The organism is Bacillus sp. LJBS06, assembly GCF_016924995.1.
GTDB classification, from domain to species: domain Bacteria; phylum Bacillota; class Bacilli; order Bacillales; family Bacillaceae; genus Bacillus; species Bacillus stercoris.
This window is the reverse complement of sequence record NZ_CP070483.1, coordinates 1,321,506-1,334,462: the sequence shown is the minus strand read 5'-3', so window position 1 is coordinate 1,334,462 and position 12,957 is coordinate 1,321,506. Positions and strand designations below refer to the sequence as shown.

The 12,957-nt window shown below is 38.2% G+C and carries 16 protein-coding genes and 1 pseudogene; 4 read left to right on the top strand and 13 right to left on the bottom strand.

Annotated features, from left to right (window positions below; translation table 11 throughout):
* The first annotated feature begins 133 nt into the window (after window positions 1-133).
* The 4 genes and pseudogenes from JQX68_RS06870 (at window position 134) to JQX68_RS06855 (ending at window position 3,660) form a co-directional block, all read left to right on the top strand.
* Complete coding sequence (locus tag JQX68_RS06870) at window positions 134-1,996, top strand: ribonuclease YeeF family protein (protein WP_147771766.1); 1,863 nt, start codon at window positions 134-136, stop codon at window positions 1,994-1,996.
* 16 nt (window positions 1,997-2,012) lie between these two features.
* Window positions 2,013-2,303 carry a contact-dependent growth inhibition system immunity protein gene (locus JQX68_RS06865; protein WP_014663573.1) on the top strand — a complete coding sequence of 97 codons (291 nt, stop codon included), beginning with the start codon at window positions 2,013-2,015 and terminating at the stop codon, window positions 2,301-2,303.
* A gap of 311 nt (window positions 2,304-2,614) precedes the next feature.
* Window positions 2,615-2,898, top strand: a pseudogene (locus tag JQX68_RS06860) (contact-dependent growth inhibition system immunity protein).
* A gap of 420 nt (window positions 2,899-3,318) precedes the next feature.
* Window positions 3,319-3,660 carry a YolD-like family protein gene (locus JQX68_RS06855; protein ID WP_205440596.1) on the top strand — a complete coding sequence of 114 codons (342 nt, stop codon included), beginning with the start codon at window positions 3,319-3,321 and terminating at the stop codon, window positions 3,658-3,660.
* A gap of 237 nt (window positions 3,661-3,897) precedes the next feature.
* Here JQX68_RS06855 and JQX68_RS06850 read toward each other — a convergent pair whose 3' ends face one another.
* The 13 genes from JQX68_RS06850 to JQX68_RS06790 form a co-directional block, all read right to left on the bottom strand.
* A complete protein-coding gene (locus tag JQX68_RS06850; RefSeq protein ID WP_205440595.1) occupies window positions 3,898-4,635 on the bottom strand; it encodes a hypothetical protein in 738 nt (245 codons plus the stop codon).
* A 237-nt stretch (window positions 4,636-4,872) separates the two neighbouring features.
* Window positions 4,873-5,103, bottom strand: coding sequence for a helix-turn-helix domain-containing protein (locus JQX68_RS06845; RefSeq protein ID WP_205440594.1), 231 nt, complete (start codon window positions 5,101-5,103; stop codon window positions 4,873-4,875).
* Window positions 5,081-5,323 (bottom strand): hypothetical protein, encoded by a 243-nt coding sequence (locus JQX68_RS06840; protein WP_041517732.1) that lies wholly within the window; start codon window positions 5,321-5,323, stop codon window positions 5,081-5,083. Before JQX68_RS06840 ends, JQX68_RS06845 begins: the two co-directional genes overlap by 23 nt.
* 28 nt (window positions 5,324-5,351) lie before the next feature.
* A complete protein-coding gene (locus JQX68_RS06835) occupies window positions 5,352-5,495 on the bottom strand; it encodes a hypothetical protein (protein ID WP_015715414.1) in 144 nt (47 codons plus the stop codon).
* 120 nt (window positions 5,496-5,615) lie between these two features.
* Complete coding sequence (locus JQX68_RS06830; RefSeq protein WP_041351417.1) at window positions 5,616-6,170, bottom strand: SMI1/KNR4 family protein; 555 nt, start codon at window positions 6,168-6,170, stop codon at window positions 5,616-5,618.
* Window positions 6,171-6,188: 18 nt separating this feature from the next.
* Window positions 6,189-7,169 (bottom strand): HNH endonuclease signature motif containing protein, encoded by a 981-nt coding sequence (locus JQX68_RS21690; protein WP_240345560.1) that lies wholly within the window; start codon window positions 7,167-7,169, stop codon window positions 6,189-6,191.
* Window positions 7,170-7,289: 120 nt separating this feature from the next.
* The gene (locus JQX68_RS06815; protein ID WP_205440593.1) at window positions 7,290-8,111 is read right to left on the bottom strand and encodes a peptidoglycan recognition protein family protein; all 822 of its coding nucleotides are present in this window, start codon (window positions 8,109-8,111) and stop codon (window positions 7,290-7,292) included.
* A 45-nt stretch (window positions 8,112-8,156) separates the two neighbouring features.
* Entirely contained in the window at window positions 8,157-8,579 is a 423-nt protein-coding gene (locus JQX68_RS06810; RefSeq protein ID WP_103803604.1) for a phage holin family protein, read from the bottom strand.
* Window positions 8,580-8,617: 38 nt separating this feature from the next.
* Window positions 8,618-8,839, bottom strand: coding sequence for a hypothetical protein (locus JQX68_RS06805; RefSeq protein WP_205440592.1), 222 nt, complete (start codon window positions 8,837-8,839; stop codon window positions 8,618-8,620).
* Between the two features lie 12 nt (window positions 8,840-8,851).
* Window positions 8,852-9,019: an XkdX family protein gene (locus JQX68_RS06800; protein WP_162106028.1), complete on the bottom strand. Its 168-nt coding sequence runs from the start codon at window positions 9,017-9,019 to the stop codon at window positions 8,852-8,854.
* A 14-nt stretch (window positions 9,020-9,033) separates the two neighbouring features.
* Window positions 9,034-9,156 carry a hypothetical protein gene (locus JQX68_RS21850; protein ID WP_258460251.1) on the bottom strand — a complete coding sequence of 41 codons (123 nt, stop codon included), beginning with the start codon at window positions 9,154-9,156 and terminating at the stop codon, window positions 9,034-9,036.
* Window positions 9,146-9,544 (bottom strand): hypothetical protein, encoded by a 399-nt coding sequence (locus JQX68_RS06795; RefSeq protein ID WP_205440591.1) that lies wholly within the window; start codon window positions 9,542-9,544, stop codon window positions 9,146-9,148. Before JQX68_RS06795 ends, JQX68_RS21850 begins: the two co-directional genes overlap by 11 nt.
* A 12-nt stretch (window positions 9,545-9,556) precedes the next feature.
* Window positions 9,557-12,946, bottom strand: coding sequence for a phage tail spike protein (locus JQX68_RS06790; protein ID WP_205440590.1), 3,390 nt, complete (start codon window positions 12,944-12,946; stop codon window positions 9,557-9,559).
* Window positions 12,947-12,957: the final 11 nt, after the last annotated feature.

Genomic DNA, 12,957 nt, shown 5'->3' with positions numbered 1-12,957 from the left:
TAACAACACAATAAATAAGAACAAAGACCTAGACCGAATTAATCATTTTCCACTTTCGAAATACGTATATGTCTTTTTCTTCTTTCTTCCATGGTAATATCTTGGTTAGGAATTCCGATGAAAGGATATGAACATGAAAGTATTTGAAGCTAAAACGTTGCTTTCCGAAGCAGATAAACGCGCAAAGGAATACAAAGAATTAAGAAGTCAGATGGTCAATCTCAAGAAGGCCTTTAAAGCCGTAGCTGATTTAGATGACAGTGAGTTTTCCGGCAAAGGCGCCGACAACATTAAAGCATTTTATCAAGACCACGCAGGTGTAGCTGACAATTGGATTGACTTACTTGATATGAAAATTGCTTTCTTGACAAGCATTTCAGGCACTCTAGAGGACGCCAGCTTATCTGATGCATATATAGAAGAATCCTTCTTAGAACACGAACTGGCCAACGCCTACACAAAATCAAAATCCATAATGTCTGAACAAAAGAAAGCGATGAAAGATATCTTACATGATATCGATGACATCCTCCCACTTGATTTGTTCTCGACAGAAAACTTCAAAGACGAACTCGCCAATGCGGAGGCCAAGCGCAAAAAAACAGTCGACAAACTAGGTAGCGTGGACGAAGCACTTGTTACTGAATATGCCCAGTCAGAGCCAAACGAGCAATTCATCAGGAAGGACTTCCAAAAGCTTGAGGAATCCACAGGCAAAGGGAAGAACGCCACACCCATTCACTACAACGCCAAGGCGTACCGTGAAAGTGACATACATAAGAAAAAAGGCGATATTGAGAAACAGACTGAAGCTTATTTGAAGATCAAGAAAGATGAAGCGAAAGAACGAGAAATCAAAGATTTAAAGAAGAAGCTAGCTGACGGAGTGACGGATCCGGATGAATACTTAGAAATTGCCAAGAAGGTCGGCTATGAGAATCTTACCCCTGAACAGCTTGAATTTGTTTCATTTCTTGAACAGCGTAAAGCTTTCATGGATAACGGAAAAGAAGTGTTGCAAATCATAGGTGATGGCGCCAAGGGTGCGATTGTTGGTATATACGATCTTGCCAAGGATACCGGTGAAGGAGCCATTCAATTTGGATGGAATATCGGTTGGACGATTGATAACTTAAACAAGGATCCTCAAAAAGTGCTGGATACCGTTTTGGAATACGACTATCAAGCTGCCTTTCAAAGTATGGTTGACACATTGAAGGATAATTGGGATACAAAAATGATTCACGGGGATGCATACACACGGCTGCACTATGTTACTTATTTGGGCGGAAGTCTTCTGTTATTGAAAGGTGGAAAGTCCTCTGTCTCAACAGGCTCGAAGGATCTTGCTAAAGTTGGGAAAACAGCTAGTGATACAATTAAGAAAGGTGGAAAGTCTGTAAAACAGTTTGTCAAATCTCCTGTTAACCGGTATACTCCTGCATTAGAAGGAATCCTTCAAGATGCTGAGAATACCATTAATGTGAAAAATACTCCGCTGCTAAAAAGTATTGCGGAAGATAAAAAAGAGAGTGTTCTCAGAAGATCTGAAAGTTCTAACAACATGGGTACAGGTAATGTCAAACAAGGTGATAGTACCCCTCTCGCACCTGGCGGTGGATTAGCTGCTCATGAAGCAAAAGGCGGGCATCTTATTGAAAGACACGTTGGGAAGACCGACGAAGAATTAATAGAAAGACTGAGAACTGATCCTAACCCACATATTACAGCTTCATCTACTTTTAAAGATAGGGCTACCGCTGAGAGAATTGCTAATTCAGTCTTAAACGATCCAAAAAATATAAAGAAAATCGAAAATTGGATTGATGATCCTAAAAAGCCTAAATTAATGTTAAAATACAAGGGCGATGGAGAAATAATCGGCAGAAGTGTAACAAGAAATTCAGAACTAGTAGAAAACGTTACAAACGCAAAAATTATACTCAAAAAAGATAACAACGGTAACTTTATTCTTACAGGATATCCAACCAAATAGAAAGAGAGGAAGTATCATGGATGAAAGTTATGATTTCTTAGACGAATTAGAAAATTTTTTAGGTGCAACATTTCATCAAGATATCAGATCCCCTGAACACGCATTAGACGAATTTATTGAGGAAATTAGTAAAGAAGGTTTGCTATTTACAGTTAAGTTTTGCGAAGAGTTTCTAAATAGCGATCTAACTAAAGAAAAAAAGGAAGACATTATAAAGTGTAATGCAGAAATATATTTTCCGACAATTGGATTACCACCTATAGAATGGTTGAAAAGTGTAATAGAAAAACTAAAAAAAGCTATTTAAAAGAAACACTGAAAGGCCCCCATTTTAAGAGGGCCTTTTTATATTACTTCAATTTCGCTTTTGTAGCTGGTTCATAATAGCCATCGATACCTGAGGAAAATACAATTAGCTATCTAGAAAATCAGTGAAGTATTTGAAAATTTAGCTGAAAGTTTACAAAGTAAAGAACTTATTAATTGTTTAAGAAAATTAGATGAAAAATACCCTGACTTAGAAATGACAAATGATATTGATATAGCAGAAAGTTATATAGAATAAGATACGCACCATTTCTCAGATTTGAAATTAACATTTCTTGGTGGTGATAAGTAATGATTGAAATCGAAATATCTGAACCTGTATTTCAATTTCTAGGAGGTATATTTCATCAAGATATAGAAGCTCCAGAGTCAGCACTGGACGAATACTTAGAAGAAATTCCAAAAGAAGAGCAAGAAACTGATATAGCTGCATTGAAAGATTTTCGGATGAAGAAAAGAATGATTTTATCGATGAAGCTGCTGACGGAGTGGACATTCTTAGTTACGGCGTATCTCCAATCATATGGCTCGAACAAGTTATTCAAAAAATCGAAAAGAATATTGAAACTTTATAATCCATTATAGAAACAGAGCTGATTTTGAATTCACTTCAAAATCAGCTTAAAAAACTTCCGCCCCCAATTCGATGAATGATGACAAAATTAATAAATAAGCAAAATAAAAACCCTTGCGCAGCAAGGGTTTAAGCTATGATTCCGACTGGGCTCGAACCAGCGACCTCTACCCTGTCAAGGTAGTGATTACCTTCTGAGCTGTTATTTTTATTCCTAACAAATACTTATCCATCAAGGGATTTCAAAATAGATGTCTGATCCATTCTGAATAAAAATATTAATTGTTGGCAGGTTTGGACAACAACTCGCCAACAATTCCCCATTTAAAACCAATGAGTAGAATTCACAGGCTTACCATTATTTTCTCCGTTGATAAAAGAACATTTGTTTGCATATAATTTATTCAAGGAGATGATCGGAATGAGTCAAGGAATTTACGACAAGAGATGGGAACAAAAATTCATATTGCCTGAGCAAAGAGCTGCCCTTTTAAACAGAAAGAGAGAAGTTCAGAAAATCGAAAAACCCATTCTCGATGAATACCAGCTAGAGGAAATGGCACGCACTATTTGCGAAGCGATGGAATTCAACTCAGTTCTGGTCATCAGTGTATACAGAGACGGATTTATTGAAGAAATAACAGGGCATGTGCATTACATAGATGAAGTAAAACAGAAGCTGCATGTGAAGGATTTAAAAAGAGATACATGGTTTATTGCATTTGATGCTCTTTTAGCCATTAGAAGAATATCTAATGACTGATAAGTATAGAATCCAACTATGAATGATTTTTAAAAAGAAAAATAGGAAAGAGCGAAGAGGATATTCGTGCAGCAGTGAAAGCTTTTTGATGAAAGGTGAATTGAAGTTTAAAAAAAGAGGAAAAATGAATCTTATTCAAGCTAGAAAAAAAGAAGCCCTATATAAGCTTCTTTTTTTATGAAATCTTCAGTGTATCTATGTCATGTGCGTCTCTTTCAATTGGATTACACAATATTTTTAACAAGTTTCTCGTATTAGTTTTTCATATTTGTCTAGTTTTTCCGCAAGAATGGAATATTGTCCTAATGCTAATATAAATAACTCTTCGTTTTCTTCAATGTTATCAGTACCTTTTTGACTCAAAAGTTCCAGTTCAAATCCATTTTGTTCACGTATAACATTAAATAATTCAACTAGATATTCATCAATAGTTCTAAGCATCAGTAAAAAAGAATAAAGTGTGAATGTTTCGTCATAGTTTCCTCCTATTACAAGATCTTCTTCTAATATGTGAGAAATGGATTCTGTTTTAGGATGTGCCCCACTACTTAAATATGAATATAGTACCTTCATCTTTTCATCTTCATCAATTGCTTTTCGAACTTCACGTGGTGCAATATAATTTTTTTTAGATGAAAGCCAATCTTCTTGTTTTTCAGGATATTTTATAAAATATTGAGCCAACCATTTAACTTCGCAACTTTGACGGAATAAAATAAAAAATTCATCTACCATAGAATTTAAAAGTGCATCATAAGCTGTTGCAGTATGATTAATAAACTTTGTAGATAAAATTAATAAAGACATCCCTGGTTTTTTATCCACATATATTTGATCAGCACTTAGATGTACTAAGCTTAAGTAATCCCAAAAAAGATCGTCATTTTTTTTTAAAAGATTTACGGCATTTTCTTTTCTAGTTTTTGAACTAAATGCCTTTTTTAAATCACTTACAACTTCGTAATAATTTCTCATTTTCACGTATCTCCTCATCAAATATACACAATTGAATTATAATCTAAAAAAATAAAAGACCACCTATAGAATAGTAGTGAACTCGCAATCTTTAATTAAATAGGAAATTCCGGTTCATCTTTTTTGCAAACGGTTAAACTTTTTTCAAAACGGTGCGACTTTATTTAAAAGCCACAGAGAACCTTTATTATATTAGGTGGCAAACTTACGAAAGCTCCTCTCAAAGTAAGAGGAGCTTTATTCATCATACGGCCGGTATTTCTTCCGGCCGGCTTCTAATTCTCTTTTAAGGGCTTGTACATGTCCAAGCAAAAACAATGCGACTGTCCCAACCTTTTTAACCGGCTTGAGCTTTCCGGAATTGACAAGGGTGCTTAAACGCTGCCGAGTGATTCCCAGCAGCTCCCCCGCTTCCGCTGCCGTCAAAACTTCATCCTGGATAAACTTAATTTTTTCGCTTTCTTTCATGTCGGCTTTCTCTCCACATCATAATGAATCCTTTTAACAAGGTAATAACAACGGCTATCATCAATACAGTATGCGCAATCTTTCCAGACATACCCTCATCGGTTAGATCAATTGCGACGATCCCAGCAACCAAAATGAGCAAAACGGCAAAATCTGCTGTGCTGTACTGCTTAAAATATTTTTTCATATTATCGTGGACGTGATATAATGGTATAAGCAAGGGGATTTCTCCCCTTGTCTCACTAGTATCAGCGCTTCTTGCTTGTCCGGCGGGAGCGCTTTTTCTTTTTCTTGCTATGCTTTTCGCTTTCCTTCTGCCATATGTCGTAGATGTGTTTTATAATGGTCACGATACCAGCGATAGCAAGAATCCAGTTTCTCACCTCGTCCACTTCAGCACCTCCTTTCTATACTTTAATTATACAATATCTATTTACAATCGTCAATAGATTTAACAAAAAAAGAGCAGGTATTACACCTGCTCTCTATCTTAATAAACTGCTATTAAGGGTTTAGTCCTCAGTACGGTGAGTTCTGTAATAATTCTCAGCGGTATAGATTCCCCAATCCCAAAAATTCGATCCCTGAGATAAAATATACCGATCTAAAAATATCTCAAAATTAAGTTGCAGTGGTTCATAATCTACAAACCTGAGGAACCATAAATAGTTTGGATCTGTGGAAATTCTGGTTTTGTCAATTAACAAATAACATCCGTCTAACAGATGTGCGACGGGAATAAACTGAGGCTTTAAAAAACCATTTTGCATATACTTTTCAATCTCTTCTAAATTAAGAATATGCAATCCCCCACCTACATTCTCGCCGTAAATCAACAAATCAAATATTCTGGCCCCGTTATGCAGTTTTAAAAAGGTTTTATAATCTTCAGGAAGTGACACTTTTATTTTCTTCTCAAAACTCTCAATCTCTAGATCTGTTGCACCTTTAGAGAAACTACATTCTGTTTCTAAAATAGCTCCTTCATCCCCTAAAATTTTCAAACGTCCTTTTTCATCAATTAATTCTTTTAGACCTTGGATCGTTTTTTCAACAAAAACTGTCATTGAGCCACCTCTTACTTACTAATATTTATCCCACCAACGATTTAATACGTTTTGGTGTATATCACGAGGAAGAGGAAACAAATTATCAAAGTTATTCTTTCCCCCATACTTTAATGGAAGTACATGGTGAACATCTAATGCTGACCAATTCCATTTTGGATTACCGTATTTGTCGATGTACTTCTTTATATAGTTACCTCGATCCGTTGAAGTCCATTCTTCTCTTTTATCTGCAGGTACAACTGGGAAATTCGCTTTAGCTGGTACTGGCATTGTCTTTTTGCTGTGGTTATTTTTTATTTCTGGATACAGCCATCCTATTTTATTAGCAAGAGCAGGAGCCAACGTTCCAGTGGAAGTATCAGGTACTGATCCTTTCCAACCAGCTACCGTAGTATGTTGGGACATATAAAACTTTGTCTTTTTAGGATAATAGGACTTTGAATAAGATTTACCTACTTTAATATCCTTCCCTAAGAATTCTCTGCTATGGACAAAAACCCTTCCGTATTTTCCGCTATAAGTGTTGCTATCGTATAAATCATTTCTAGCTTCAATAACTATCGGCTTTTCGCCAACTATGCTTGCTATTTTAATTGTTGTTGTGATGGATTGTTTGTTGGGGTCATATATCGTTGTGTAGGACATCGAAACTAAGCTAGCTGCTTTGGGTTGTGCTTTCTCATCTTTTTTCTCAGCGACTGGCACATTAACAATATTTTTTTCTTCTTTAGCTGCAGGATTTTTATAAGTTATTTCATTGTGAACACTCTGGTTAGCAAGTTGTCGTGCGTTCTTAATGACAGAAGCTTGGTCATCATTTGTGCTCTTAGCCACACCATTCTTATCTACTGTTAAAGTTTCTTTTTCCTCAATGGTTACTGGTTTTGCCAATCCAAATGAGTTCTCTTCTGCTGCTTTCGTTTGTGGTGAAAATCCAATAGTAGCAATCAATAGAGTTAAGACGAGCAAACAAATTGAATTCTTTAACAATTTCATACAAATCCTCCTTAATTTGTTTTCTGGTCTAATATACTATATTTTTACTTTTATTTCAACAATATGTAAATTATTTGACTACTAATATTAGGTCTTCTCAAAAGAGAAGACCTAATAGACCTATTTTAATAGAGATTCAAGCTTCGCCTTCGTTTTCGGTCCATAAATGCCGTCAGCCTTTAATCCATTCATCAGCTGGAACCGTCTGACGGCATCAGCTGTTTTCGGTCCGTAATAGCTATCGATACCGAAGTTTTTGGCTTTCTTATTCGGATAGAAATGCAATGCCGCCAGCGCTGTTTGGATCTGCTTGACGGCATCGCTGTGCATCAATGGGCTCTTCACTTTGAAAATGCCGGAAGGTAGATTAAAGGATGATTTCTTTTTGCTTGAGCTTGATTTTTCAACTGTCTTAGATGAAGTTGTTTTCTTGCTTGATGTTTTGCCGCCAAGTGCTTTTAATTCAGCATCAATTGCAGCTTTGACTTCATCCCAGCGTCCTTCTGACAAAATACGATGCGGGCAATACTTTCCGCTCCAGTCTTGATGCTTCCGCACACGATCAATACCCCAACCGCGTTCTTTAAGTAGCTGTGCCACAAACTTGATAGCCAACTTTTCAGCAGCGTAGTATTTAGCGCCTCCTGACTTGCTGTAGCAGATTTCAACGCCAATAGACTTACGGTTCCCGGATCCATTTGTGCCGTCGCCTGTGTGCCATGCATTGCGATTTAACGGCAGTCCTTGAATAACCTCTTTGTCATCAACAGCGAAGTGAAAACTCGTTGAACTGGTGTTTCCAGTCATGTAACTGACCTCGTTAGCAGCTGACGCATCATTCGCTGTATTGTGAATGGTAATATATTCAGCGTCCAAGTAATTCGGGCATTTTAAAGCGTATTTTGCTTCTGATACAAGGTTCTTTTTCACTGCAATTGTCATGAAAATCTCTCCTATTCTGTTTTTGAAATAAAAAGAGCCGCTGGATTACCCAGCAGCTTGTTCATCTTTTTTTGTTGTTTGTTCGTTTTCTTCTTCAATTACATGAAGTCGGTCCGTAATCGCAGCCGGAATCTTAACGCCGATTTGTGCCAGGTTCTCCGTAATGGAAAGCCCCTCATTGGCGATATAAAAAAGAACGGTTCCAAATGTCAGGACGCCGTTCAGATTGAGAATTGTATCTATGATATTTGCCACAATAACCACCAAAAAGCTGAGCATTTTCCGGACGTAACCGAACCAAGCGCTCCGGCTCCGCAGCTTCTTAAATTTCCATGCCTTGATTACGCCTGTTATAACGTCAATAATGCTGAGGACCAGTAATAAATCGAGATATTTCACACCTCCGAACAGATAAATCCTCGCTAAATCCAATGTTTCAAAATTAATAAACACAGTCGTTTCCTCCATTTCTTGTTATCACCTCCTTAGAGGCAAAATAAAAACACCTATTCTTTTACAGGTGTGCTTTCTGGTTCTGACTGATTTTCAGTTTGTGCTGCCGCTGCTTCTCCTTCTAACTTTTCCAGTTTGTTTACTGCGACCGTATACAAGGCTTTATATTCAGCCAGTTTTTCGTTCTTCTCATTTAATTCAGCCAGCAGGGATGCCGCTTTGTATGTTGCAATTTCAAATTGTTCCTGTAATTGTTCTTTTGTCATTTCTTGCATTCAAAACACTCCTTATTCTTGGTCAGGATATGCGTCTCCGCGAGTCAGAGCAGTTATATCATCATATTCACTTTGTGATATCCAGCCTTTTTGAACCGCATTCCTCATTTCCTTCGTTAATACAGTCCCATTAATCCAGCAGTCTTCGAAAAAGCCATAAAGAACACTGCGGTTTTCCATGCTTCATCCCCCAGTTAACTTTGATTCATCAGCATATTGCACACACGTTGAAGGTCAAGAACCTGCTCTTTTAGTTTTTCCACTTCCGTTTTCTCTTCCTCGCCTTTATTCCCCAATTCAATAGGTTCAAGTTTCATTTTCCGCCTCCTGTTCTTTGGTGAAACTATAAATTGCGCCATTTATTTCTCCTGTAGGATCAACAACTACATCAATAATTTTATAAAGGAGACGATACTTTTCGCTTTCTTCATAGCTTGGATAATAACCATCCTGATCAACAGTTGATTTGTACAACAAATAATCAACCTTATCATTCTCTGTGTCATAAACCAGATGCAAAATATATGCTACTTTTCTCGTCTCTTCAGCATTAATAGTAAATTCCGCTGGGTCTATAACATATGGTTTCCCTAAGCTTCCGTCATGATAGGTGCCACTCGTTATAGAAAAGCCAGAGTCTGTTTTTGTAACTGCCAAATTTTCTGTATATCTATAGTCATTTGTCAAATTTATTTGCTCAAGCAATGTTATCACCTTCTATTGAGCTTCATATAAAACTAACATTCGCACTGTAATTTTGCGCCCTGCAACACCAGTCGATGTCCCAGTTCCTCTCACATGGACTTCAAATCCTCCAGAGCTTTGATGTTCTATGCCAACAGTAACTGCATTAGAATAAGCACCGTAAGGAGTAGCCATAACTGCAAATATGTTCTCAGGTGTATCATAATAAGCATCAACCCAAGGGTTAAGTGTTACTTTCGCATAGGCTGTTGAACTTCCATTATCGGGCATAGAAACATCCACACTTGTAACACACATACTTAAATTATATTGCAAGCCACCGTGAATATCTGAGATGTAAGTTGTAACATTCCCGGAAGCCAGAGGCTGTTTATTTTTAGTTACGTTCCCTGGATAAATATTTGATCCAGCCGGCAAAGTCACAGGTCCACCTTCAATAAGTGTTCCATTTTTTGATTTAAGGCGTATTCCACCTGTTACGTCAGCTTCGAAATTTGCTGTTTTAAAAGTCGCTAATGTTGAAGAACCGCTGAATTTCGCTGTATTGTACGCATAGCTAAAAACGCTTGAGTTTTCTGAGTTAGCTGGCGTATTTGAGGCAGTTATGCTCAGCACATCACCTGGAACGCTTGCAGCTTTATCAATAGACATGTCTATCACGGATTGATAAGAACCGTTTGATCTGATGCCATATAAGTCTATCTTCGGGATATCCTCCAGAACATAATCATATCCTGATCCGTATATACTCACTTTCCCATCGCCAATTTTGACTGATCTATACACAGTTCTTTTACCGCCAGAGTCTTGACCACCGCTTTCTTGTGAAATGGAACTAGAAGTGATTTTCAACTCTGTATAATCCCCGTAGGTACCGGAAGCAGTGCTCCTGTTAAACTGATAAAATTCCTTACCATCAAAGTACGATTTATAGTTATCAGTGGTATTCAAAGCTTCAAATTTACCACCTTTGATTAAAGAGCCCTCAATCGTGATCCCTTTTATAGTACCGGCATTGATTTTATCGGCAGACAAATCTTTTATTTTTGCGTTAGTGATTGCACCGTCAATGATTTGAGCAGTATCAATAATAGCTGTGCCAAGATGAGCTTTTTTTATTGCCGCGTTCTGGATGGCAGCTGTACCAATAGCCGCTTCAGCAATTTGTGCGCTCGTTATGGCTGCTTTTTGTATGTGTGTTGTGCCAATAGCTGCCGATTGAATATATTCTCCATAGATAGCGCCATCAGTAAGCATGACGTCATAAGGGCTGTATCCGTATTCCTTGATCTCCTCGCCCTTTCTGACTTGAATCTTGCGAAAAACAAAACTGCATGGTTCTGTATTTCCGTTTGTATTTCGGCCGCCGATTCCAATAGTATAATCAGATCCAGTTGCTGGCGCTGTGAATTTGATATTGACCCTCACGAATTGATCGGACGGAAAACTGGATATGTCGTTCAGGTCTGCTCCGCTTATCAAGGTGAATTCTTTGTCCTTTTTCAAATGAATGAAGTTTAAGTTAGTCGTGTTGTTTCGCTTTACCTCAAATGATAGAGTGTATACTTGCCCCTCAACTAAAGACATCCGCTGTATGTTATTCGGTGAACCTCTGTAGCCAGCTACTCCGAATACAGTAGTATCGCCATTGATCACTTGTGAAACAGTCATTTCATTGAAAGTCTTTTGTTCAACACTGAGAGTAGAATCGCTGTAGGTGTAGAATTGATTTGCTTTCAGCAAAGACCCTGGGAATATATTACCTTCATCAAAATCTCTGGCTATCTTATCAGCTGTAACTGCCAAGTTAGCCAGCTTTTCGGCTGTAACTGCACCGAAAACAATATCATTGGTCAGTATTCGCTTAGTAGTGGCCGAGAATTCGGCTGTAAAATCACTTGCTGTACCCCTTGTATTGATTGCTCGAATACGGTAATACCAAAGTTCATTGACGCCTGTAAAATGCTCGTAGCCTCCTGTTTTCCCTCTGAAAATTAGATTCTCTTTTAAGGGTGTGAAGCCCTTAATCTGAGAAGCATATACCTCATAGGCAGCGATGTAACTGGATGGGATATAGTCCCAAGTAAGAGCAATATTTTGAAATAGCGCTTTTACTTGAACGTTTGTCGGGACCGGTGGTTTTGTATCCGGGAAACTGCCATCAGTGACTTCACCAACGTCTGGCTTCCTCTCCCAAGTACCTCGGTTCTTGTCGAGTATATTCTCTATCTGATCAATCCGATCATCACCTTGGAGCACTGATAAAAACTGCCCTATTTCCACAACGCAGGTATTGTCTGGATCTGTTATGTCATATTCCATAGAAATAATGCGCTGTGATGTTTCTATTGGAATAGCAAAGTTTCGGTCTATGGCAATTGTCGTATCGCCCAGTTCTACGTGCTCGTGCTCATAACCTGGTACATTCTGAAGCAACTGAACTGAAAGCTCATAATTCACCTCAGTTTTTGATGCTGTCGTAATGAGATGATTGTATGTGGCTTTTAAAAGCTCTGCTGGATCAGTGATGTCTTCGTTGTTGTATTGCCCTTCTCTGTGGATTAATTCACCGTTTTTAAGGCGTCCCAGCCTTTTTAATAGATCCGGATCGCCAACCCATTCCTGACCCAGTGGTTTATCAACAGGATCACCTTTTGATTTCTTCCACTCTACTTCCGAGAAGTCAATAAACCTCGAATAACCGCCCGTCTCTTCTCCGTCTTCGTCTGTTGAGGCAATAGAGGCTCCATATCCCCAAAGAGCTGTCAATGGGTAGCTGATGACCGTTCTTTTAATATTCTCTGTATCTTTATCTATCTCAAAGCGTTTCCCGCTGTCTTTTCCTCGTCGTGGCAATATCTTGATAATTCTCTTAGTGATCTTGTTTCCATCAAATTCGATAGAATCTTGAAGTTCGCCGCCCCATAGGTTTATCACTTCAGCAATACATTCCAAAGCTGTTTTCTTATAAAACGTGGTGGAGTTTGTACCGAGTTCAGCACTTACCTCCGCAACCCACCGAGAACGGGCAAGCACGTTGTCCAGAACATATTGTGCTGTTTTGTCAGTTGGCCGGAAGTCTTTCACGAAGGTTTCTGCTAGCTCCATCATGGCAGCTTCACATGTAACCAGTGTATCAACCTCTGAGTTTTCATCTGTATCATCGAGCTCTTTGATTACAAACAATCGGAGAATGCCGTCTTTATCTCTAAAAATGACTTGATTCTCCTCAAACAAATAGCGCGCATCAGGATGAGAAGCATCTGCTACAAAAGAAAAAGAAGAGCCTTTATTCAGCTCTTCTTTGTATTTTGCATCCCAAAATCTGCACGCTTCTTGTCCGTCGCTGGACAGCACTGTCAGCACTTGATCATCTGGTGAAAGAATATACATGTCAGCCATTAACGGACCCC